The sequence below is a fragment of the Candidatus Neomarinimicrobiota bacterium genome (assembly GCA_036476315.1).
Classification (GTDB): domain Bacteria; phylum Fidelibacterota; class Marinisomatia; order Marinisomatales; family S15-B10; genus JAZGBI01.
Window position 1 is genome coordinate 40932 of sequence record JAZGBI010000098.1, and the last position, 21813, is coordinate 62744.

Below are 21813 nucleotides of genomic sequence, written 5' to 3' on the forward strand. Positions count from 1 at the left end.
TCTTTGTGGCAGGGAAGACCAGTTCAGAAGAGGGTTGACGCAAACCGGGGACGGTACTTCAGGGTGGTTTCGTGTTCTTCCCCCAGGATGTGAAAAATTCCGATAATAGCTTTTCGTGCAGCATCGTCCATACAACGGCGATCTTCCCCGAGGGACTCGATGAGTTTTTCCACTGCTTCGTCCCGATTGCCGGCACGCCATAATTTGATGCCTTCGGTGTAAAGCTTGCGGGCGAGAGAATCTTCATCTTCGGGCAGTTCCCCTTTCTCCAGATCGTATCGCGTTAATACCACCTCCGCTCTGTCGAAAAACAGGTCCCCGCTCTCAAACCGGGCGGCAAGTTTCCTGCTTTCCTCAGGATCGGTGGGAAAACTCGCTTCGGCGAGGATAATGGTGGCCTGTTTCTCCAGATTCGGATCTACATCCCCGTTATCGAGAACCTCCCGGGCCTTCACCATGGCGGTAGAGGTATCCCCCTTTTTCAGAGCCCCCTCAGCCACTGCCAGGGCCTCTTTGGCCGCACCGGGTAAGTGGTCATTCAACCACTGGCGAACCTGGGTCTCCGGCAGTGCGCCCACAAACTCTCCAGCCACTTCTCCGTTCAGGAACATTTTCACCGCCGGGATACCACGGATCTTGTACTGTGCGGCTATCTCCTGCTGAAGGTCCGTGTTCAACTTCACGAGCGTCCATGAGTCCCCGGCATCCCCCGCCAGCTTCTCAAGGATCGGTCCCAGAATGCGACATGGAGCGCACCAGGCCGCCCAGAAGTCCACCACCACGGGTCGAGATCGGCTCGCCTCGACGACGTCCGCCTGAAAATCTATGGGTTCCTTATCAAGATACATAACTCTGAGTTGTCCAAAATTTACTGCAGAGTTAAGTTTATGTGAAAAGCAGAAATTCCCGGTGTATCGTATCACGAATTGACTTACAGCGAATACTATGACCACCCTTTGTTTTGAATCCCATTCAGATCGGCGGGGCGGCTTTTGGAGGGTACAAAATGTGTGGTAGAACGACCCTGACGCTGGACCTGCCTTTCATGAAGGAGGTTTTCACCATCAAGCATTGGGAGAAGGAAGAGTACTACTCCCGCCGCTATAACATAGCTCCAACCCAGACATCACCAATCCTGTTATCCAATGGCGATCGCCACGTCAAGCTCATGCGTTGGGGACTGGTGCCTTCCTGGGCCGGGGAGATTCCCCAGGGTTCCCAAATGATTAACGCGCGAGCTGAAACCGTTATGGAAAAGTCATCCTTTCGACGTCTTGTCCCAAGGCGACGCTGCGTTGTGCTCACAGACGGGTTCTATGAGTGGAAGAAGGAGGGGATGTCAAAGGTTCCGCACTACATCCACGATCCTGATGGAGGGATACTTCCCATGGCGGGATTATGGGATATCTGGACAAGTCCAGAGGGCGACGAGCTCCGTTCCTATACCATTATTACAACGGAACCGAACTCGCAGTTAGAGTCCATCCACAACCGGATGCCGGTCATTTTACAAACGTCAGATCTGGATCTATGGCTTCGGACGGATGAACACCGTCCCAATGAAGCAATAACGTTGCTGAAACCCTACGAGGGACAGCTGGAAATCTTTCCGGTGTCTAACTTTGTCAATTCACCGGGAAATAATTCCCCCGAATGCATTCAGCGGGTGAGGGGGCGCTATTGAAAGGAAGTATAGACATGTCAATTATGAAAAAGGTTAAACCGAGAGCACTGTTCATGGGCAAGCTAAGTCAAGGCTGTGACTTATTGGAAGAGATCAGTGACATTTGCCGCAAGGAAAAAGTTCAAATTGGACGCATGGAGGCACTGGGTGCAGTTCAGAGGGCCCGTCTTGCCTTCTACAACCAAGAAACGCATGAATACGAATTCTTGATGGTAGATCAGTCCCTTGAGATCACCAAACTTGTCGGTAATGTTTCACTTAAGGATGGAAAACCATTTGTCCATGCCCACATCACATTGGCAGACGAGACAGGAAAAACTTATGGTGGACATCTCGCTCCAGGAACGGTGGTTTTCGCATGTGAATTGATACTGGAATCTTTTGAGGGTCCGGTTTTTGAGAGGGGTCTTGACGCACAGACCGGTCTCCCTTTATGGACAATTTTAGAATGAAAATCGCCAACGCTGAGCTGTTAGCCGGATGGGGTGTAAACTCGTTGTTGGCCCCGCCATTGAGTTTCAATCCCTCTCCCGATACAGCGGGTTCCCCCGCTGTAGACTGCCCACTGCCATTCGGAGCGGAGTTGAGCGTAGAGGAGATTCCGGTCCTTCGGGACTGGTGACTGGTTGCCGAGGGCTGAATGTTACGGCCTTGTCGTTATTTCGCTCTTGATTGTCATTCAACTCATCGGTAGTCTTACTGCAGAGGGAGGTTTCAGTACAGGCAGTTCACTTATCCCGGCACCTCGCCACGCTTTATCAAATAAGACATATAGCAGTTAGGAAAAGAAATCGGGCCCACAGCTTCATATGGTTACCTTGCCAATAAGATGTGTTAGAAGACTCTATCTTTAAAGCAGACCTTATCTGCCTTCTATAACTTTCACACAAGTTCTCTTTCATCAACGGCTGATTAGTCTTCGAAGAGGTTCGTTGGATGCACGCCGCAGACATCCTAGACGCTCATTTCAGGCTAGGTCCTCTGCTCCGATCACGTCACTTCCTGCTTTGGCCATACAGGGGTTTTCCAACGCCTTGTAAAAAAGACTGCCCTAATTGCGTAATGTTATTGTAATAACTATTTGTTTAAAGTGCATTTGTGCTTGTCCGTGCATTAGTAACGCAAAAATGGGGGATTAAATGCAAGATCATATTTTACTCAAACAGGTAGTTCGCCGCCTCGACATTCTGATTGCCCTTCACTTGGAAACCTTGGGCGGCTCTGAGGCAGCTCGGCCAACTGCCAAGATCCAACATCTTGCTGGGCTCGGACTTTTGCCGTCAGAAGTAGCGTCTATTCTGGGCAAGTCGACCAACTACGTCACAGCGACACTTTCCCAAATGAAGAAACGTAAAAAACGCAAGGAGGCAAACACATGACTGACGACCATTTCAAGACGATCTCTCGGAAGCTGGATCTGTTGGTCCGTCTGGCGGCGCATTCCCTTGTTGCAGACAAGAAGCAACGAGAACAAATCATGCTATTGAGCAACGCCAGCTTTCAACCGAAGGAAATCGCCGAGATCCTAGGGACTACTCCTAACACTGTCCGTGTTGCACTCTCTGCAATGCGCAAAAGGGAAAAAAGGGGCTAGAGCATGGCTAAAGTGGCAAAAAGTCAGGTTAGTGATCCTATTCAACGAGAATTAGATTCCATAAAGCGTCTCCTTATACTTTTGTTGCTTAAAGGCGGAGCGACGCAAGAAGAAATTGGAACAGCACTACAAATTGATCGGAGCGCGGTGAGTAGGATGTTCCCCTCTCGAAAAATCCGCAAGTTTAGCCAGAAGGACTAAATGAAAGGAACTCCTAGTCGATGGTAACAAACCGACGTCTGAGAACCGCTCTCTTGGAGCGCCTTAGTGTCACCCCACAGCGTCTTTCACAGAGGGTGAAGAAGATGAAGAGTGGCCATGGCCCGATGTCGACTGAGGAAGCAACATATGTTATTGCTCACCAAGAAGGCTTGGATTTGACCAAGTTTCTAGAGCCATTGATGGTTCGGCGTGTTAGAAGCTTAATCCCTCGCAATTCTTCTCTAGCAGTCAGAGCTAGGAGTGTTCAAAAAAGTAAGCGGTCGTCTATTCGAACGCCAGTCAGGATTAGGTTAGAAGGTGCATTACCTGAGGTTGATGCATTTATGTCATCGTCAGTTGCCCGTGATGCCAAGGAAATGGCCAAAATCTATCCAATTTATTACGTCTTAGAGAATTCACTTAGAATAGTCGTTAGGCGAATTATGGATAGAAAGCACGGAAAAGAATGGTGGGAGAACAGAGTGTCAAAACGTCTCAGGAGAAAAGTATCCGATAGAATAGAAAAGGAAGAAAGGAAACCGTGGCACGGCAAACGAGGCCAGCACAAAATCTTCTACTCTGACTTTGGGGATCTTAGAGCTATCATTGAGAGAAACTGGGAAGATTTCAAATCCCTATTTCCATCACGTTCTTGGATTACCCAAAAACTGGATGAACTGCAACATCCACGAAATATCTTGGCTCATCATAACCCAGTTAACAAAACTGACCTTAAAAGGATCGAGCTATATTTTCATGATTGGGTTGAACTCCTCAAGTCGCATAAGGACTCGATTCCATAGAAATCCTTCATGCAATGCCCAACAACTTCTCCAACTCACCTGCGTCGATAGGCGGATATTGACTGTTTTGGAGATAAAAGAAGTTTGATGCCTGTCGATTGAATGCATATTGTGTTCACCGCAGGCAACTGAGCTTCGCCGTTAGGCCGATAAGTTCTTGAAGTGAACTGACAAAGTGGCCGACACTCGAGTTCAATTAGAAGTAGAGGACTGGGTTCGCAAACAATGGGTGTCGAAACAATATGGACAAGCTTTTCATCATATGAGCGCCCGGTTATCATCGGGTGGCGTTTTCGAATTCGATGCCGTCAGTTTAAATGGCAAGATAATCGCCAACATATCGACTAGCAGAGGAACAAATGTTTCCGGGAAGCGTGCCGTCGGAAAGACACACAAGATCCGATCTGATATGTTCTTCCTTCTACTTGTTCCTGCAGACGACCTCAGTGTAATACTCACTGAGAGAGACATGTAGGATTTCTGGAACATCGAGATGAAGGAAGGCAGAGTTCCTTTACCAGCGATTGTGCCGATTCCACTTCCTTCCTAGTCATAGATTGTCTCCATCCAGATTACCTAACTAATTAGATATTACCTCAAGCGGGAGTTTGGCGGCTCTATGTCGTGTTTGTGGCGGGTTTGTCGCCTTTGTTGCCCCTTTGATGCCCCATTGACACCCGTTTCGCCGAAGTACGCCGTCCCCTAGGAAAGGCCACTCCATCCTTTTTTTGACATCGGTGCAGCTGGTCAATCCTCATGTCTGTTTTCAATTTCTTCTTTCGCTAATTCCTCTTCTAATGCTTCAACAGTCGGTAAATTCTCTTTCAAATTATCCGGCATTGCTTCTGTAAGCCTATATGTTACTACTCCCATTGGTTTCTCCGTATCGCGCAATGCGTATTCCACGATTATCTTATTTCTACTCTTGCATAAGATGATACCTAAACTGGAGTGGTCGTCAGGGTGTCTTAACTGCTCATCCACAGCAGACAGATAAAAGCTCATTTTACCCACGTACTCTGGCTTGAATTTTCCGATTTTGAGGTCAATAACCACAAAACAGCGCAGACGGAGATGATAGAAGAGAAGATCAATGTAGAAGTCCTGATCACCGACCTCCAGATGATATTGACTGCCCACAAATGAAAATCCAACACCTAATTCCAACAAGAATTCCCGCAGATGCGCGAGAAGGCCCCGTTCAAGATCTCGCTCAGTTGCCTTTTCCGACAGGGTCAGGAAGTCAAATATGTAGGGATCTTTGATTAGTTGCTGAGCGAGGTCAGATCGCGGAGCAGGTAACGTCCGCTCAAACGTGGTTATAGACTTCCCTTGTCGCTGATACAACCCACTTTCAATCTGGTGCACAAGTACGTTTCGGCTCCAGCCGTTTTCAATGGTTTTTTGGATGTACCACTCCCGCTCGTGGGCATCCTTTACCGTCTGTATAATGCGTATGTTGTGTCCCCAAGGAATTTGTGAAACAAGCTGTTTCACAATTGATCGATCAGGGTGAGCTTCTGCTAGTGCTCTCATGAACTTAAGATTGCGCGGTGAGAATCCTGTCATGTCGGGGAAACTATTCTTCAGATCTGCAGCCAAGCGAGCAACAACTTTTGTTCCCCACCCTTCCTGCCGTTGTCTTAGAAGGATCCTTTGGCCAATATCCCAATAGAGTAAGACCAACTCTCTATTGACGGAAAGAGAAGCTTTTATCTGTGCGGTTCTGATTCGCTTTTTCAGATCTTCCAATAATTCGGCATAGCCGACAGGTGGCTCTATCAATTGTGCAACAGGTTGTTTCACTATTTCGGTTCCCTTAGATTTCTTTTTGGACGTCATACTCGTCTTTTACTCTCGTGAGCTCAAGTTTGCCCGGCGGTCGCTCAGGCCCATCCCTGCAGGTATTCCCATCTTAAATCGCTGTGAAATAATCCCGAACCTTAACGTGGCGGTTGCTGCAAATCTTGCAACAACTGAAACCCGCTGTAGCTCTCCAGTTCGGACAATATTCGGCAATTCAGATGCGTGCTGGCATCACCCAATTCATTAGAAAACAGGGATAGCATCAGGCTGCATCATGGTCTGAAAATTCGTTTGAATATACCCAACCTTGCCAGACGGCCGAGTGCGAAGAAAATCTTTCTCAACAACTGTGTCCGTAGAACAGGGTTTTGCAGGGACGATCTTACGTTGTATGCCGTTGCCTTCACCCTGCTGCGGTTCATGTACAGAAGAATCAAAACAACGAGTGCCGCAATAAGAACCAGTCTGGTCATGATTCTTTTTTAGTCATTGACTGTCTCCATATTACCCAATCCATTACCCAATTAATTAGATGTTGCCTCTTCCCCATCGTTTATGGCCGGGACGCCAACAAAAAATGCGGGGAGAATCTCAGGAAAAAGGGTCGGTGATAATCATTCAGAATATACTCTATGGTCGTTAGTCTTTCCTCCGGCGCCATCGAGGAAAGATCATACTCCCTTCTATCTATGGCCCTTCCCGTTTGCCGGGCAAAATCCGCTCCGAAAACAGTCCCCAGTACGGTACCCGTCGCGGTGGGAAATAACACGATGGGATCTTCCCGGGGCTCTAAAGGCATTTCAAAAATCTTCTCTTCAAACACTTTCCCCAAAAGATAACCCGCGTAACCTCCTGCCAGCCCTCCAAGAAAACCCCACAAATGAAGCCCGAATTGACTCTGGTAGTTTACCTGAGCAATGGCATCCACAGGCACCGAGACCTGGTAGAAATCCACCTGGAAGAGGAGTGCGCCATCGTGAACATCGTCTATGCGGACATTCGCGTAGGTCTGTCCTGAGGTAAGCGTCACGTCCCAGCGTTGCCCGAAAAGACACCCAGTTAACAAAACGATAATAAGGGGGACTCTGAAATAAGAGCGGTCAGTCAAATAATGCTTCCTCTTTTCCCGTCTCACTGTTCCATACACTGCGACTTTTCTCGCCACCCTTCGGCCAGATAACAAGCGATCTGCCGGGCTGCAGAGGGATTATGTAAAGATGCTTTTCCTCCCCTTCCGTATTCTTCAAAAGGATGGACATCTTTTCATTTTCAGCGATTTTTCCCGTAACGGAATCCAGGTATCGATAGCGGACAAATTTACCTCTATCAAGGAGAAGTCTCACTTCCTTATTACCCTTGCTATCCTGCGTGATCACTGAAGATGGATATTCAGACACGGTCTGTTCCTCCTCAATTCCTTATCGTTACATAAATACGTGAAAGGCCCCGGGCACAACCGACACCTCAAAAGGGGTATTTCCTTTAAGCTCCCCGTCGACATTCAAGATATCGTTTTCACGTGAAATAATTGAGTACTTCTTGACCTGATGATATTCCACCAGGGGATCCGAGACATGGGAACCGTCGAACACTTTGAGAAATAACTTTAACAATTTCCAACGGCTGCCGTTTCGAACAATGACAAGGTCGATGAGTCCGTCGTCGAGTTTCGCGTAGGGTGCAAGGCGCATCCCTTTCCCCGTGTGCTGCGTGTTGCAGCCCATGGCAAAGATGAATTCGTCCTCATCTTCCCCACCGTCAATGATAAGTCTCGCCGGGCGGCGAACCAGCTTAAGAAGATGAAGGAGAGTTACAAGCGTATACCGGCTTTCGCCTAGCCACCTAACCTTTTCCGCCGTCACATTTATGTCTGTTGCCATTCCCCATCCAACCACGTTGAAAGCGTAGACAGTGTCGCTTCCCATCCGGATTTCTGCCACATCGATGGGACGAGTTTTCCCTTGCAGAATCTTCCGGGCAGCCTCCACCGGGTCGAGGCAATTCAGGTCATGCATGAAAGAATTCCCCGTACCTGCAGGTATGCAACCGATCGGAATTTGTGCTGCATCCGTGCGGGTTAAGAGTCCGTTGAGAACCTCGTGCAGTGTGCCGTCTCCGCCCACGAGACAAAAGCCGTCCCAGTCCGAGAAATCAATCTGGTTGATCATGTCACCAGCATGCCCGGCGTATTCAGTCTCCCGGATCTCGAGTTTCGCCCCGGAAGATTCAAATACCGGCGTGACCCTTTTTAGAACCTCCAGTGCCTTTTTCTTTCCCCCAAACGGATTGACTGCGAGAATAAAGCGTTTATTTGTCATAGCTTTGATTTTGCGATCAGCGGTCAGCTGTTAGCTCTCAGCATCCAGATCGGGCATAAGGTGTCACGAATCCCGGCGTTCGTTCCATTACGACATAGAAGCAGGCCCCGTGTTTCCATTTCTCCTCCTCCGCAGGAGATCCTACGGGTCAAAGGAGTTCCTACGGAACAATCCTCCGGTTCTCCGTCTCCTCACTTCGACCATCCCCACTGAAGATCAAACAGAGGCAGCAGGTGCCACTGGGTTCCGAACGGATATTCACCGAACACCAGCTTGTATCCCACGGTTACCTGGAACCGGGAACTCTTGTTCCAGATCAACAAACCCTTGTGCTCAAAGGCAAAGGTCCCTTCATCCAATCCCGGCAGCAACAGGGCATCCATGTCAGTGACAAGCTCTGTCCGTTTGGTCACTTTCGTGAGAAAATCAAGACCCAGGTTCATCCCGTATGTGTTGTGGTAAACACCAAGGCGGGGAAAAACGGTTGGCAGGTCGACACTGGTGCGGCTGTCCAGTTCGCCCGACTTAACGGATAACGCCAAACCCGCTTTTACCGTAATGAAAGTAGACGTCCCAAAGAACCGGGTCAACATTATCTCATTCCGCGAGGAAATCATATGCGGGATTTGAGGTATGGTAGGATCGTCGGAGATGATTCCGCCAACATCCATGTCGGCCAACGCCTGTATGCCAAATCCCTTTACTCTGAGCAAGCGCAATAATGGCGTCGGATAGACCAGGCTGTGTCGAGTAGCCACTTTCCAACCGGAAAACGTAGAGTGAGAAATCTTGACCCTGATATTTGGCATTTTGATAAAGAGAATCGGGTGCGTGGACCATTCGACATATTCTGTCTGACCGTAGCGCAACGGTTGGAACAGTCCGATTTCATATCGTCCCCTGGGAAGTGTGTGAGCCGTTCCCGTTGACCACTCTCTCTCAGCGGCAGGAGCAGCAACAGTGGCAGTTAAAAGGAGGAGGGCGAATATCTTTCTGCACGTCATGGTGACAGCACCAGTTTTGCGCTGATGGGTATGTGATCAGATAACCGGGTCGCGCCTTGATGCGTGGAATCTGAGTCTGTCGCCCAGCTCAAATTGGTGAAAAGATAATCGAGCTTCCGTCCGCCTGACGCATGCGGAGGACTGCTTTCAGTGAAGTCATGGATGAAATAAGTGAAATAAGACACATTGTCACCAAAATATTCGTTTAACCGAATCGCCGGCCTGTAACCTCGGTACAAGCCATTCAACCAGGTGGTTTCAAGTCCGTAGTAAGCTCCCTCTTTGTGATCGTCGTCTGAAGAATGGAAAGACTCTCCGTCACATTTATCTTCATCGCAATAGTCGGTTGAATCGGATTCCGGTGGCAATTCATTGAGATCGCCCCCCGCCACAAAGAGGGCTCCTGTATTATCCAGAGCATCCAATTCTTCCTTGAGTGTGTTAATGTGATTTTGTTTCGTATCGTCCGTCGAAAAGGCCGCCGTGTGGACGCCAACCGCATAAAAGTCCTCGTAACTCGGAAGATCAAGTTTCACCTTAAGGATATTCCGGCGGAGATAAAAGTATTGTGTCAGGGAACTCTGATCCCCTCGTAGGGGCAGGGGAACCCTCTCTGTCTCTGTGAAGTTCCACCGGCTTAGAATGGCATTCCCGGCATCCATTCTCCCCAGCCCATCGCTGGGAATGAACTGAACCTGCCAATACGAGGCATAAGCTCCGTAGTTAAGATGGGTGTGGTCCAGTAACCATTGAACCTGATCAACAAAGGCCGTCCTTTTCGATTCCACATCCACTTCCTGGAGAATCAGAATATCCGGCTTTGTGTCGTTAATCTTGTCAGCCACGACTTTCAGGTTACCGATGACTTCCCTCTCCGTAAGAAGTACGCGATCCCCACACCCGTCCCCAAACCATGGAATTCTTCCCGCTCCGTACCGGATGTTCCACGTCATAACCAGGATGGTGTCCACGGCGGTGGGCGGAGGCGCTATTTCAATCGCGGTGTAAGAAATCGCTTCCTCGGCTTCATCCCAACTCGTAGCCAGCGGCCCACAGCCCAAAAAAAGGAGGAGAAGAGAAAGAATACAAACTCTCATTTATAGCCTAAAGGCGGTCTGTCTTAGAATCCCACCAATAAAAACCAGTGCCAGACCTCCCAGACAACAGATCCCCAGGATCCGGCCGAACGAAAGACCCGATAGAGACTGTTTCGACTGGCTCCGGTCCTTTTGAGCGGAATAAACGAGCGTTCCATCGGCGAGCAGGATTCGGGAAATAGTATTGATATGATAGCTGTACTCCGCGTTTCCTCCCCGCAGTCCAAACTTAACCACACTACCGTTATACCTACCCGCACAATCTTACCTGTATCTCCTCTCATCAAAGGGGCTTATTTCAAAGGAAGTGCTAGCTGTGGCGTCGATAATGGAGCCAGAATGGGGAGTAGATGATGAGCACATGCAATAAGCCGGCAATTTCCAGCCCCAGGAGATACCAGGGCCATTCTCCCATGACAAATGGATTATTGGCTATCGGTTTTTCACAGAGGTACATGTAGTTAGCATCGAGCAGCCAGTTAACCACTCCAATAACCACCAGCACGGGTTGCGTCCAGAGTGTAACTCTCCACCAGGATCCTTTTCGAGGCCTCATTCGCAGCACCAGTGTCAGGTAGAGGGCTGAGGCTATGATTCCCCCATGGGCAACGAAATATTCCTGGAATAACAGTGCTTCGCTGCCGCTTGTGAATTCCGGTGTCAGGAGCGAATGAAAGGCTCCCGGAATGCCCCAATAGTAGAGAAACTCATACGCCCACTGATTCCGCCAGATGAGAACGGTTCCGGACAGTAACGCGGACAGTCCACACATGTGTAGAGGCAAGTTGGATCGCACATTCCATTTCCCCAACCACATCACGTACGGATGGTACAGTATCCATCGGGACAGAAGAACGACTGCCAGGATAACCGCAAGGCGATTTCGATATTTGGGCGAGAGCCTTTTCCCGATGAAAATAATGGTGGCGATGAGAACGGCAGTTACGATATTTGCCTGCCACCAGAGAGGGCTGAAAATGGGGATTGTCACATGGGGAGTCATTCGGCGGGAAATATAGAGCCACCCAAAAAGAGAGACTATTAATTAATTTGAGCCCGTGGAGTCTGTGACCTAGTTCAGATACAGCGGATCATACTGTTGCGACTTGATGTATGCAAAGAGGTCTTCGGGCTCCGGTTTTGTCGCCAGGCCACTTTCGTAGGCTTCTTTCATCACGGCGGCGGCAATTCCCGCGGAGACGGCTCTGATCTTCGTCAGAGGGGGGTATATGCACCCCTTTTCCAGATCGCTCTCGGACACGTCTTGAGCCAGCGCTCTGGCGGCGGCCGAAAACATCTCATCCGTTACGTGACGGGCACCGCAGAGGATGGCTCCCAATCCCACACCGGGAAACACATAGACATTGTTTCCCTGTCCCGGCACGTACGTCTTCCCATCCAAGTTAACCGGATCAAACGGGCTTCCGCTGGCATAAATGACTCTCCCTTGTGACCAGGTGTAAGCCTGTTCCGCGGTACATTCCGCCTTTGAAGTTGGATTGGAGAGAGCAAAAATAATGGGCTGCCTATTCATTCTTGCCATGGCTTCCACAACTGTCTGGGTGAACGTCTGCGGTTGGCCCGAAACGCCAATGAGGGTCGTGGGCTTGAGCTCTTCAACCGCTGATAATAGATCGGGCACGAATTCGTGATCGTGAGCGTAGGCCAACTTATGCTCCTGAAGATTGTCTCGGGTGCTGACAACCAGTCCCTTGGAATCGACAAACCAGCACCGCCTTCTGGCCTCCTCTTTGGACAGGCCCTGGTCCATCATGCTCGATACGATAAGGTCTCCGATGCCAATGCCGGCCTCTCCAGCCCCGAAGAAGAGGAGGGTCTGATCGGTCAGTGTCCCCCCCGTAATCCTCAGGGCTGAAAACAGTCCCGCCAGAACGACTCCCGCTGTCCCCTGAATGTCATCGTTGAAAGTAGACACCTCATCACGGTATTTCCTCAGGAGACGAAATGCGTTCAAATTGCTGAAGTCTTCGAACTGGATCAAAGTACCGGGGAAAATCTCCTCAATCCCCGTCACAACTTCATCGATAAGTTCATCGTATTCTTCGCCCCGGAGTCGGTTCTGCAAGAGTCCCATATAGAGGGGGTCCTGAAGGAAATCTTCGTTATTCGTCCCTACGTCGATGGTAATGGGCAGGCACAATGACGGATGAACCCCTGCGCAGGCAGTGTAGAGAGATAACTTGCCCACAGGGATTCCCATGCCGTGGACACCAAGATCACCGAGGCCGAGAATTCGTTCCCCGTCCGTGACCACAATGATTCCCACCTTCCTCTCGGGCCAGTTTCTCAACACATCCGTTACGCGGCCCTTGTCATTTGCCGTGATAAAAAGACCCCTGGGTCGGCGGAAAATGTGGCCATATTCCTCACACGCCTGACCCACTGTGGGGGTATAGATAATGGGCATCATTTCTTCAATATTGTCCGCAACGACACGGTAGAATAGGGTTTCATTTCTGTCTTGAAGGGAAATCATGTGAATGTATTTTTCGATATCGGACGTCTTCCGGCGATAATTCTCCAGGACCCGTTTCTCCTGCTCCTCCATTGAGAATATTCTGGGAGGAAGAAGACCCTTCAGCTTCAGCTTGTCTCGCTCTTCTTCTGTGAAAGCTGTCCCCTTGTTCAGAGCCGGATCGTACAGAACGGAAATGCTTGTCCTTTCTATCTCCTGATTAGAGGTGGACATGGTAGTATCCCCCTAGTATTAGACATTAACAAGAATCGAAGACGGCATAACATTGATCAAACCTGGTAACTCGTCTAGATATAGATAGAAGATTTCCCTTGTCAAGAATTTACGCAACATTTACCCTCTTTGTAAGATTGTAATGAATACGGCAATGTGGGGCCAGAAGAGCTTTGTGAAAGAGCGAGAGTCCTATCTAAATTCGAAACCTTGGGGGATTCATGCTGAAGGGAACGGATATTGCATTTGTGAAATGAGCTGGAGTTTCTAAATTACTGTTCTTGGGAACGGGTTTCTTCCTGATGAGGAGAAGAACATTATGAGCGAAAAGAAAGGGTACAGATACCTCGTGACACTCCGGTGGTACATCGAAATGGATGAGGAACTGGTGTCAGGATCCAAGGAAGCCGATGAAAAGATTCTCGAAATTCTCCGGCACCGCGTCGATGGGTCACGGTCCTGCAACCGGTGTCCCACGAGGAATAATGAGGGCTACGCGATCCTGGCGTATCACGACTTTATGGGCGACAAGCCTGTCTATATGGCTGCAGAAAGAATTGAGGAGTAGAACATGGCCGCCAGAGCAGTGGGAAAAGATGGGTCCGGGGACATTCTCGTCGCCCCCTTGAATAAGTTGGTGAACTGGGCCCGAGCTACATCACCCTGGTATTTTCAATTTGGCCTGGCCTGCTGCGCCATCGAAATGATGGCCACTGCGGCCTCGCGTCACGATCTTGAGCGCATAGGAATGATGCCCCGTTCTTCCCCAAGACAAGCCGACGTTATGATTGTCTCTGGCACGGTAACTCTGAAAATGGCCCTGCGGGTCAAGCGACTTTACGAACAGATGGCGGACCCGAAATATGTGGTCTCTATGGGAAGTTGCGCCACTAGTGGAGGACCGTACTGGCAGTACGGATACCACGTGCTCAAGGGGGTGGACCTTGTCATTCCCGTAGACGTATACGTACCCGGTTGTCCCCCCAGACCGGAAGCATTGATCGAAGGATTGCTGAAACTCCAGGAAAAAATCCTGAGTGAACGTCCCTTTCAGGAGACGATCTCGAAAAACCTCAAGAATCTCTTTTCTCGGAAAAAGAAGGAGACTTCCGCAGAGCTTTTCAGGGAAATCGGCCCACCCCGTGAGACAGAAAAAATATAAGAGAATCACAGACCTCGGGTGGTGGAAGCGCCTCAGCGAGCGAACGGACAAGGAGCTCGAATGGTGGCACCATTACGAAAAGGATATTCGGGGACATGGGCCTGATCTCAAGGAGATTCGAAAGCGACAGCAGCCGCGAAGACGCGACTGACCCTTTCCCAGGAACCCCTGTCTATTATTTCAAAACCCGGCGAATGCATCATTCCTTGTGAAATAGGAAAATCTTGCTGAATTTCGCCGCTTAGCTTTCTGGGGGTACTATAGCCAAAAAACATCCGAATGGCCCTGTCCCTGCGATCGGGATAAGTCCTTACTATTATGCCCTGAATGACTCCTTCTGGATGGGGATCAAAGAGGACTATGTCTATCGAATATGGGATAACGGGGGTGTCCCCTTTATGTTGACGCATCCAAATTCCAACGCTTCAGTGTCAGAAGCCGGCAATTTAATTCATGGACTCATACTCATCGGCGGGCCGGACCTTCCGGTGGAGTATTACGGCGGCTCATCTTATGAATTGAACGGGGAAGAACCCATGCATCCAAACCGGGTTACCTTCGACAGGGAAGTTTTCGAACTGTGCCGGGATCAGCAAAAGCCGGTTCTGGGAATCTGTGCTGGCTTGCAGCATATCAATGTAATCTACGGCGGGACACTTTATGAGGATCTCCATTCACAGCTCTCCAGTTCGGTGAACCACGGGAACTACAAGGGGCCCATCACGCAGCATTCCGTGACCATCGACAGAAACAGTCTCCTCTTCGACATCCTGGGAAAAGATGCGATCGTGGTAAACAGCACCCATCATCAGGGTAAACGAACAAAAGGGAGAGACTTAAAGGCGACCGCCTGGTCAGAGGACGGTCTTGTGGAAGCGGTTGAATCCCGGGATTCGTCCGCCAGATTCGTTGCGGTCCAATGGCACCCGGAAAAGATGGAAAACGACCCTGTTCAGAGAAAACTTTTTCAATGGCTCATTGATGAGGCGCGGGTTCCGGCCGGGGGATGATTCGCCAGTCCCCGGTCAAAATGTCAACGAAAAGCCGCCGCGTCTGGGGTCGCCGGCGCCCTCTTCAGCCATCACCGAATTGGCACCGCCAAAAAAGACGTTCCGGCTTTCCCACCGCTCTACCGTATACCGGTTTTCGAGTTCCATAAGATCTTCCTCGGACATCCCGGGCTCCACATGGAGGACCGTCCCTTCAAGGTGGGCTCTTGGAGCATCCGTTGCCTCTTGTATCTCCAGCCCATCGCACAGAACGTGCGCGATGATTTGGACAATGACAGATCGAATCCGGTTGCTTCCTGCCGTCCCTGTCAAGAGGATTGGCCTACCATCAGACACAACTATGGTAGGTGCTACCATGGAGGGAAGACGTTCCCCGGGCTGATGGCGGTGGAACCCCCCGGGGTTTAAGTCTTCCTCTCCCAACATATTATTCAGCATGAATCCGGCTTCCGGGAGGACGTACCCGCAACCTTCTCCATTGGTAACGGTAAGACTGGCCGCGTTGCCCTTTTTGTCGAGAATACTGATGTGCGTCGTCTCACCCCGTGAAAAAGAGCGTGAGGTGGCTCCATCCGATGAGTGTAACCGGTGAAAACTCTCCACATACGAAGGGAAATCGTCGCGTCCAGTGAGGGACTCATGGATTTCCCCTTCCATCCCATGTGCCAAATAATCTCTTCGCACTTGATTCGTAACGTCAAATGCTGTTACCAGGTCTTTCAGGGGCATGGGTGACTTCCGGGCACATCCCGTGTTCTCAAGCAAAGACAGGGAGACATCGATGAGGAGACCGCTCTGAGCCGGTGGCGGGTTCAGCAGCACGGTGTGTCCCCGAAATGCCGTTCTCAGCGGGGTTCGCTCCTTAACCCTGTAATTCTCGAGATCCTCAGCCTTCAACAGGCCTCCATCACCTGCCCAGTCAACTATGATTTTTGCCACCTCTCCTTTGTAGACGAGATCGGATCCCTCGTGAGCCAGAACCTCGAGAAAATCCGCAAAGTCGGACATCACCAGCCGGTCACCCCCTCCCAACAATGTCCCCTGTGGCGCAAATAGCTGTCGACCTCTTTCATCGTGTGTCAGAATCGGTTCCAGGAGGGTGGCCAGGTAACCCTGAATGTGGGAAAGGATAACACCTTCTTTCGCTGCCCGGATAGCGGGCGCCAGGACATCCATGCGAGAAATGGAACCCAGCACTTCCTGAACGTGCAAAAGACCCGCTACGGCACCTGGCACCGCAACGGCCCCTTTGCCAATGTGGAACTCCTGGTCAGCCGTTCCGAAATTGACATAGATGCTCACAAAATCAAGCTCAGAATCTATGACTTCCCCACTCGGCATCTCCGCGAAGAAATCAAAGAGCACCGGGCTTCCAGACTCCGGGAGGGCCATAAGGTGGCCCCCTCCGCCAGCACTTGTGAGAGTGGGTTCCGACACCATGGCAACAAACATGGCCGCCACTGCCGCGTCATAAGCGTTGCCGCCGATCCACAGAATCTCCTGGGCGGCCTCAACGGTAGTCTTATCCCCTGCCGCTATGACATTTTTCATCACTCGAATAGACCTCCCCCCTACCATGAGAGAAATACGAGTCCGAGAATAAAAGGTAATGCCACCGCACAGCCCTGTCAAGAGAATTGAGCCCCGCCCTTTCTCGGCCCCCAATCCTTACAGAGGGCTGTCTCACTCTAAACATCTGGACAGTTTCAATTGATTTCTGCAATTTTGCTGCAGGCCTAATGATGGACTCCAAGCTTCTCCATAACCTGACCTGGATCCCTCTCTTCGTCATCGGCCTCTTCGGTGCCGTTCTGGGAGTCTTCTGGCTCATGGCTGACGAACCCTGGCTTCTTGATAGAGCCGCGAACGAATCAACACTTGGAATCACGTTTTCTGAACTTTTTGAAACGGAAATCAATCAAACCTTGCCCGATTATATAGCTATGGTTTACCGATTTTCCGGTCTCTGGCTTCTGGGATTTGGAGCCATGGTCTGCACTTATGTTCTCATTACCTTCTTGGGAACACCAAGGTCGAGGAACAACCTGTTGATTGTACTTGGAGCGCTATTCGTGGTCCTTTTTTACATGGAATACACCCTCATTGCCAGATCTTTTTTTGTGAATTTGACATACGGACTACTGGCTCTTTATCTGATAAGCGTGTGGGCTACACTTCGGTTGAACAAGGAAGAAGAGGGGGCCAGATGAAGGAGCCCGGAGCAGAAGGATCTTCCGGTCCGACCAGGCTCATCCTGAGTTTTACACGGGCTTTGGTTATGTTGGACGGACCGTGTGACACGAAAAACCACTTGAGCAGAAAAGGAGAGTGAACAATGAAAAGCAAGAGGTTCTATAAGGGAATGTTCATGGTGGCCGCCTGGTATGATTTCATCCTGGGAATAGTATTCTTTTTCTTTTATAAAGGTGTCTATTCCTTATTCGATATTCGATTGCCGGATCAACCCGCTTACCTGCATACTGCCGCGGCCTTTGTTTTTGCCCAAGGCCTTCTTTACTATTTTGTGTATTTAGATCTGGAGCGAAATGTCGACATTGCCAAAGTGGGAATAGTCTACAAATTGGTTTACACCGGCGTGGCATTTTACTACTGGGCCATCGGAGGTCTGCCACACCCGATGTTCGCGCTTTTTGGATTTCTTGATCTCGTTTTCGTCGTCCTGTTTGTGCTTTACCTCAAGAACTATCGTCTGTTAATAGCAGCACTTGAACCTGAACCACCAGCGTAACGAAACGGGTTCAACATCATGAATCCTTACACCCCTCAGGCAAACCTGATCCTGGGTTGGCTATGGATTGTTCTGGGGTTCCTGTCTGGCTCTATCATCGGCCTGAACTTCAACTTCTTCCGGGACGACTGGCTAGGAGGTTATTCCGGTCTAAAACGGAGACTCTACCGTCTGGGACACATTTCCTTTTTCGGGTTAGCGCTGGTTAACTTCATATTCTATTTCACTGCCCGGCTTTTTGCCGAACCGGGAGTCATGCTGAAAGTCGCCTCATGGGGTTTCATTGTTGGGGCCATTACCATGCCCATCTGCTGTTTTGTCATGGCGCATTTCCCGAGACTAAAGAACCTTTTCTACATTCCGGTAATGAGTCTGCTCACGAGCGGTTTTTTCACTCTCTGGGAAGTGGTCACACGATGAAAATCGGCTTGATTGCCATGAGCGGTGTCAGGGCACACAACAAGGAACTGACACAGCTTGGCTTAACGCTTCCCGGGTTCGTGGAACGCAACAAAATCATTGCTTCACTGCCAAGCTTGTCCTTATTGACCCTTGCTGCATTGACACCTAAGAAGTTCGAAGTGAAATACAGAGAAATTGCAGACATAGAGAAAGAGGGCGATTTGCCTGACGACTTCGACCTTGTGGCTATATCGTCTTATTCGGCACAAATCTTTGAGGCTTACCAGCTCGCACGTCGATTTCGAAGAAACAAGATCCCTGTGGTCATGGGCGGACTGCATGTCTCCTCCCAACCGGAAGAAGCAAAAAGACATTGTACAAGCATTGTCGTTGGGGAGGGAGAGGCTCTTTGGCCGCAAGTTCTGCGGGATTTTGAAAAAAACTCCCTGAAGCAGCGTTATGTTCAGTCCCCCCCAGGAACATTCGATCTGCGAAAAGCACCTGTCCCTCGTTTCGACCTTCTGGATCCCCATAAGTACAACCGCCTTACGGTTCAGACAAGCCGCGGTTGTCCTTGGAGGTGCGACTTTTGCGCGAGCTCTATTCTTCTAGTGCCCAAGTATAAAGTCAAACCAGTTGCTAAGGTAATAGATGAGATCCGTGCCATCAAGAAGATCTGGGAAAGACCGTTCATTGAATTCGCTGATGACAACACCTTTGTGAATCATGTCCACTACAAACACCTTCTCCGGGCCCTCGTGAAGGAAAAGATCCGATGGTTTACGGAAACAGATATCTCCGTCGCAAACGACCATGAGCTTCTGGGCTTATTACGGGACTCAGGCTGCAAACAAGTTCTGATCGGATTAGAAAGTCCACGGAAGGTCAGTTTGGACGGTATTGAATTGCATTCCAATTGGAAGATGAAGCAACGTGAAAAATACATAGAGGCAATAGAGCGGATTCAGTCGTACGGAATTGCGGTGAACGGCTGCTTTGTTCTCGGGCTGGATGGAGACTTACCGGATATTTTCGATGACGTATCTCACTTCATCAGAGAATCCAACCTGTACGAAGTCCAGATCACATTCATGACGGCTTTCCCAGGCACACCGCTTTACGAAAGATTGAAGCGGAAAAACCGAATCATACGTGACATGGCCTGGGAGCTGTGCACTCTTTTCGACATAAATTTTCTGCCTAAGGGAATGACCGTTCAACAACTGAACAACGGGTTTTTACGACTCGCCAAGATCTTGTATTCAGAGAAAGAAACCGATGAACGTCATCGAAAGTTCAAACGAATGTTGAGAACATCACCTTATTTCCACAGAAAAAATCCATCAGGCGATGAGAAAATCTATGCGGCCTGAGACCCTTACCCACCCATTTTCTGCCCGTCTTTCGTTTTAGTGAAGATGGCCACTCGTTAACCAGTCCTTAAGTTTTCCGTTGTAATTCTCACGAGGTGGGGGTTAACATTTGACGCTTGCAGTCGTGAGTTACCCGTTTCTCCATGCCACTTCAGCATGACATTGTCATCGTTGGCGGTGGCGGCGCAGGACTAAGGGCCGCTATCGCAATTGCTCAGGTCAACCCAGACCTGAACGTTGCGGTCGTAAGTAAGGTCTACCCAATGCGGAGTCACACGGTAGCCGCTGAAGGGGGTGCGGCAGCGGTCATCCAGGACAACGACACCTTCGATGATCACTGTCTGGATACCATCGCAGGAGGAGACTGGTTAGCGGATCAAGATGCGGTGGAGCTTTTCGTCAAGGAGGCCCCCGGAGAGTTAATCCAACTTGAACACTGGGGATGCCCCTGGAACCGCGAGCCAGACGGCACCATCGCCGTGCGTCCCTTTGGTGGGATGAAGATTGAACGGACCTGGTTTGCCTCCGACAAGACCGGTTTCCATATGCTTCACACCCTTTTTCAGACCTCCCTGAAATACAACAATATCACACGCTACGATGAATGGTTTGCCACAAAAATCCTGGCCGAGAGCGGCCGGTGTCAAGGTATTACCGCCCTGGAACTCCGCTCGGGAAAATTGGAGGTGATTGCTGGGAAAGCCACCATCCTTTGCACTGGAGGTGCCGGAAGAGTCTTCCCCTTTACAACGAATGGCTCCATCAAGACGGGCGACGGGATGGCTATGGCCTACCGGAGCGGCGTTCCGTTGAAGGACATGGAGTTTGTTCAATATCATCCCACGGGCCTTCCTGGGACAGGGATCCTGATCACCGAGGCAGCCCGGGGAGAAGGGGGTATACTCATTAACAAGGACGGTTATCGCTACCTCCAAGATTACGATCTGGGCATCCCCTTGGAGATTACGGACCCACGTCACCCTGTCAAGAAAAGCATGGAACTGGGCCCCCGTGACAGATTGAGCCAGGCCTTCATCAAAGAGTTGGAAAAGGAGCGTACAATCTCCGGTCCGCACGGGGATGTCGTTCACCTTGACATCCGCCACTTAGGGGAGAAGAAAATCAATAAGAAATTGCCCTTTGTCAGGGAGCTGACGACGAAATACGCCGGCATTGATCCTGTGCGCCAACCCATCTCCGTCCGGCCTGTTCTCCACTACTTTATGGGAGGCATCGATACTGATACCAGTGGAGCAACCGTACTTCCGGGTCTTTATGCTGTGGGAGAGACAGCGTGCATTTCCATCAATGGGGCAAATCGCCTCGGCTCGAATTCTCTGACCAAACTGTTGGTTTTCGGCGCTCGAGTTGGAAAATCAGCCGGCGTCTTTGCAGCAGAAAACCCTAAACTGGACATCACCGCCCTTGAAATCCAGGGAAAGGATGAACAGGAAAGAATTGCGAAAAATTTCATTCGCAAGGAAACGGGGTCGGAACGAATCAGCACCCTTCGTGATGAAATGAGACAAACCATGGAAACCGGTGCGGGCATATACCGCTCGGAAACGGGATTGAAAGAGTGTTGCGATGCCATCAGTGAACTCCGTGAACGATTTAAAGGTATCGTCCTTGACGACCGGACACTCACATTCAACACGGAACTCACCTCGGCCCTGGAACTCGATTTTATGCTCGATGTTGCCCAGGCCATCGCCCACAGCGCCCTGGCAAGACAAGAAAGCCGGGGATCCCATCAGCGCACTGATTTCCCCAAGAGAGATGACCGGAATTTTCTCAAGCATACTCTCGCCTTTCGAACGGATGGGGCCCCCCGCTTTGACCATAAGGACGTGGTCATCACCAGGTGGCCACCCGCGGAAAGGGTCTATGGCAAATAAAA

Annotated in this window: 26 protein-coding genes; 15 read left to right on the forward strand and 11 right to left on the reverse strand. The window is 50.1% G+C overall.

From position 1 onward, the window contains the following. Positions 1 to 23: 23 nt before the first annotated feature. On the reverse strand, positions 24 to 848 hold the full coding sequence (gene trxA, locus V3U24_09835) for a thioredoxin (GenBank protein ID MEE9167740.1): 825 nt from the start codon (positions 846 to 848) through the stop codon (positions 24 to 26). 158 nt (positions 849 to 1006) lie between these two features. Between trxA and V3U24_09840 the strand changes: the two genes are divergently transcribed. From V3U24_09840 to V3U24_09865, 6 genes are all read left to right on the forward strand, one after another. Further along, complete coding sequence (locus tag V3U24_09840) at positions 1007 to 1684, forward strand: SOS response-associated peptidase (protein ID MEE9167741.1); 678 nt, start codon at positions 1007 to 1009, stop codon at positions 1682 to 1684. Between the two features lie 23 nt (positions 1685 to 1707). Next, complete coding sequence (locus tag V3U24_09845; GenBank protein ID MEE9167742.1) at positions 1708 to 2136, forward strand: PPC domain-containing DNA-binding protein; 429 nt, start codon at positions 1708 to 1710, stop codon at positions 2134 to 2136. Further along, positions 2133 to 2306 (forward strand): hypothetical protein, encoded by a 174-nt coding sequence (locus V3U24_09850; protein MEE9167743.1) that lies wholly within the window; start codon positions 2133 to 2135, stop codon positions 2304 to 2306. The genes V3U24_09845 and V3U24_09850 overlap by 4 nt, the downstream gene beginning before the upstream one ends. Before the next feature lie 517 nt (positions 2307 to 2823). Then, a complete protein-coding gene (locus V3U24_09855) occupies positions 2824 to 3063 on the forward strand; it encodes a hypothetical protein (GenBank protein MEE9167744.1) in 240 nt (79 codons plus the stop codon). Next, a complete protein-coding gene (locus V3U24_09860; GenBank protein ID MEE9167745.1) occupies positions 3060 to 3278 on the forward strand; it encodes a hypothetical protein in 219 nt (72 codons plus the stop codon). The genes V3U24_09855 and V3U24_09860 overlap by 4 nt, the downstream gene beginning before the upstream one ends. 326 nt (positions 3279 to 3604) lie before the next feature. Then, complete coding sequence (locus V3U24_09865) at positions 3605 to 4282, forward strand: Swt1 family HEPN domain-containing protein (GenBank protein MEE9167746.1); 678 nt, start codon at positions 3605 to 3607, stop codon at positions 4280 to 4282. Positions 4283 to 5029: 747 nt separating this feature from the next. Here the strand turns inward: V3U24_09865 and V3U24_09870 are convergent. The 9 genes from V3U24_09870 to V3U24_09910 form a co-directional block, all read right to left on the reverse strand. After that, positions 5030 to 6088, reverse strand: coding sequence for a PDDEXK nuclease domain-containing protein (locus V3U24_09870; protein MEE9167747.1), 1059 nt, complete (start codon positions 6086 to 6088; stop codon positions 5030 to 5032). A 553-nt stretch (positions 6089 to 6641) separates the two neighbouring features. Beyond that, complete coding sequence (locus V3U24_09875; protein MEE9167748.1) at positions 6642 to 7196, reverse strand: hypothetical protein; 555 nt, start codon at positions 7194 to 7196, stop codon at positions 6642 to 6644. After that, positions 7189 to 7485, reverse strand: a complete 297-nt coding sequence (locus tag V3U24_09880; protein MEE9167749.1) for a hypothetical protein — start codon at positions 7483 to 7485, stop codon at positions 7189 to 7191. The genes V3U24_09875 and V3U24_09880 overlap by 8 nt, the downstream gene beginning before the upstream one ends. A 27-nt stretch (positions 7486 to 7512) precedes the next feature. Further along, entirely contained in the window at positions 7513 to 8406 is an 894-nt protein-coding gene (locus V3U24_09885) for a diacylglycerol kinase family protein (GenBank protein MEE9167750.1), read from the reverse strand. 191 nt (positions 8407 to 8597) lie between these two features. Beyond that, positions 8598 to 9410, reverse strand: a complete 813-nt coding sequence (locus V3U24_09890; GenBank protein MEE9167751.1) for a hypothetical protein — start codon at positions 9408 to 9410, stop codon at positions 8598 to 8600. Further along, entirely contained in the window at positions 9407 to 10507 is a 1101-nt protein-coding gene (locus V3U24_09895; protein MEE9167752.1) for an endonuclease/exonuclease/phosphatase family protein, read from the reverse strand. The genes V3U24_09890 and V3U24_09895 overlap by 4 nt, the downstream gene beginning before the upstream one ends. Further along, on the reverse strand, positions 10508 to 10744 hold the full coding sequence (locus tag V3U24_09900) for a hypothetical protein (GenBank protein MEE9167753.1): 237 nt from the start codon (positions 10742 to 10744) through the stop codon (positions 10508 to 10510). 73 nt (positions 10745 to 10817) lie between these two features. Beyond that, complete coding sequence (locus tag V3U24_09905; GenBank protein MEE9167754.1) at positions 10818 to 11498, reverse strand: TIGR02206 family membrane protein; 681 nt, start codon at positions 11496 to 11498, stop codon at positions 10818 to 10820. Positions 11499 to 11579: 81 nt separating this feature from the next. Then, positions 11580 to 13217 carry an NAD-dependent malic enzyme gene (locus V3U24_09910; GenBank protein MEE9167755.1) on the reverse strand — a complete coding sequence of 546 codons (1638 nt, stop codon included), beginning with the start codon at positions 13215 to 13217 and terminating at the stop codon, positions 11580 to 11582. A 319-nt stretch (positions 13218 to 13536) separates the two neighbouring features. Between V3U24_09910 and V3U24_09915 the strand changes: the two genes are divergently transcribed. The 4 genes from V3U24_09915 (at position 13537) to V3U24_09930 (ending at position 15389) form a co-directional block, all read left to right on the forward strand. Further along, positions 13537 to 13785 carry a hypothetical protein gene (locus V3U24_09915; protein ID MEE9167756.1) on the forward strand — a complete coding sequence of 83 codons (249 nt, stop codon included), beginning with the start codon at positions 13537 to 13539 and terminating at the stop codon, positions 13783 to 13785. A 3-nt stretch (positions 13786 to 13788) separates the two neighbouring features. Beyond that, positions 13789 to 14379: an NADH-quinone oxidoreductase subunit B family protein gene (locus V3U24_09920; GenBank protein MEE9167757.1), complete on the forward strand. Its 591-nt coding sequence runs from the start codon at positions 13789 to 13791 to the stop codon at positions 14377 to 14379. Further along, positions 14360 to 14530, forward strand: coding sequence for a hypothetical protein (locus V3U24_09925; protein MEE9167758.1), 171 nt, complete (start codon positions 14360 to 14362; stop codon positions 14528 to 14530). The genes V3U24_09920 and V3U24_09925 overlap by 20 nt, the downstream gene beginning before the upstream one ends. 151 nt (positions 14531 to 14681) lie before the next feature. Continuing rightward, the gene (locus V3U24_09930; GenBank protein ID MEE9167759.1) at positions 14682 to 15389 is read left to right on the forward strand and encodes a gamma-glutamyl-gamma-aminobutyrate hydrolase family protein; all 708 of its coding nucleotides are present in this window, start codon (positions 14682 to 14684) and stop codon (positions 15387 to 15389) included. 15 nt (positions 15390 to 15404) lie between these two features. On the opposite strand, the gene V3U24_09935 is transcribed toward V3U24_09930, so the two are convergent. Then, entirely contained in the window at positions 15405 to 16940 is a 1536-nt protein-coding gene (locus V3U24_09935; GenBank protein ID MEE9167760.1) for a gamma-glutamyltransferase, read from the reverse strand. 188 nt (positions 16941 to 17128) lie between these two features. Here V3U24_09935 and V3U24_09940 point away from each other — a divergent pair, with 188 nt between their 5' ends. The 5 genes from V3U24_09940 to frdA all read left to right on the forward strand — a co-directional run bounded on the left by V3U24_09940 (position 17129) and on the right by frdA (position 21811). After that, a complete protein-coding gene (locus V3U24_09940; GenBank protein ID MEE9167761.1) occupies positions 17129 to 17599 on the forward strand; it encodes a hypothetical protein in 471 nt (156 codons plus the stop codon). A 125-nt stretch (positions 17600 to 17724) separates the two neighbouring features. Continuing rightward, positions 17725 to 18138, forward strand: a complete 414-nt coding sequence (locus V3U24_09945; protein MEE9167762.1) for a hypothetical protein — start codon at positions 17725 to 17727, stop codon at positions 18136 to 18138. An 18-nt stretch (positions 18139 to 18156) separates the two neighbouring features. Further along, on the forward strand, positions 18157 to 18558 hold the full coding sequence (locus V3U24_09950) for a hypothetical protein (protein ID MEE9167763.1): 402 nt from the start codon (positions 18157 to 18159) through the stop codon (positions 18556 to 18558). After that, positions 18555 to 19913, forward strand: coding sequence for a radical SAM protein (locus tag V3U24_09955; protein ID MEE9167764.1), 1359 nt, complete (start codon positions 18555 to 18557; stop codon positions 19911 to 19913). The genes V3U24_09950 and V3U24_09955 overlap by 4 nt, the downstream gene beginning before the upstream one ends. Before the next feature lie 143 nt (positions 19914 to 20056). After that, positions 20057 to 21811 carry a fumarate reductase (quinol) flavoprotein subunit gene (gene frdA / locus V3U24_09960; protein ID MEE9167765.1) on the forward strand — a complete coding sequence of 585 codons (1755 nt, stop codon included), beginning with the start codon at positions 20057 to 20059 and terminating at the stop codon, positions 21809 to 21811. Positions 21812 to 21813: the final 2 nt, after the last annotated feature.

Bases quoted from the DNA above. Each gene is read 5' to 3' on its own strand.
- V3U24_09950 (MEE9167763.1), top strand. From the start codon at position 18,157: ATGAATCCTTACACCCCTCAGGCAAACCTGATCCTGGGTTGGCTATGG.
- V3U24_09850 (MEE9167743.1), top strand. From the start codon at position 2,133: ATGAAAATCGCCAACGCTGAGCTGTTAGCCGGATGGGGTGTAAACTCG.
- V3U24_09845 (MEE9167742.1), top strand. From the start codon at position 1,708: ATGAAAAAGGTTAAACCGAGAGCACTGTTCATGGGCAAGCTAAGTCAA.
- V3U24_09855 (MEE9167744.1), top strand. From the start codon at position 2,824: ATGCAAGATCATATTTTACTCAAACAGGTAGTTCGCCGCCTCGACATT.
- trxA (MEE9167740.1), bottom strand. From the start codon at position 848: ATGTATCTTGATAAGGAACCCATAGATTTTCAGGCGGACGTCGTCGAG.
- V3U24_09895 (MEE9167752.1), bottom strand. From the start codon at position 10,507: ATGAGAGTTTGTATTCTTTCTCTTCTCCTCCTTTTTTTGGGCTGTGGG.
- V3U24_09910 (MEE9167755.1), bottom strand. From the start codon at position 13,217: ATGTCCACCTCTAATCAGGAGATAGAAAGGACAAGCATTTCCGTTCTG.
- V3U24_09935 (MEE9167760.1), bottom strand. From the start codon at position 16,940: ATGAAAAATGTCATAGCGGCAGGGGATAAGACTACCGTTGAGGCCGCC.
- V3U24_09920 (MEE9167757.1), top strand. From the start codon at position 13,789: ATGGCCGCCAGAGCAGTGGGAAAAGATGGGTCCGGGGACATTCTCGTC.
- V3U24_09840 (MEE9167741.1), top strand. From the start codon at position 1,007: ATGTGTGGTAGAACGACCCTGACGCTGGACCTGCCTTTCATGAAGGAG.
- V3U24_09945 (MEE9167762.1), top strand. From the start codon at position 17,725: ATGAAAAGCAAGAGGTTCTATAAGGGAATGTTCATGGTGGCCGCCTGG.
- V3U24_09940 (MEE9167761.1), top strand. From the start codon at position 17,129: ATGATGGACTCCAAGCTTCTCCATAACCTGACCTGGATCCCTCTCTTC.
- V3U24_09860 (MEE9167745.1), top strand. From the start codon at position 3,060: ATGACTGACGACCATTTCAAGACGATCTCTCGGAAGCTGGATCTGTTG.
- V3U24_09890 (MEE9167751.1), bottom strand. From the start codon at position 9,410: ATGACGTGCAGAAAGATATTCGCCCTCCTCCTTTTAACTGCCACTGTT.
- V3U24_09865 (MEE9167746.1), top strand. From the start codon at position 3,605: ATGTCGACTGAGGAAGCAACATATGTTATTGCTCACCAAGAAGGCTTG.
- V3U24_09885 (MEE9167750.1), bottom strand. From the start codon at position 8,406: ATGACAAATAAACGCTTTATTCTCGCAGTCAATCCGTTTGGGGGAAAG.
- frdA (MEE9167765.1), top strand. From the start codon at position 20,057: ATGCCACTTCAGCATGACATTGTCATCGTTGGCGGTGGCGGCGCAGGA.
- V3U24_09955 (MEE9167764.1), top strand. From the start codon at position 18,555: ATGAAAATCGGCTTGATTGCCATGAGCGGTGTCAGGGCACACAACAAG.
- V3U24_09915 (MEE9167756.1), top strand. From the start codon at position 13,537: ATGAGCGAAAAGAAAGGGTACAGATACCTCGTGACACTCCGGTGGTAC.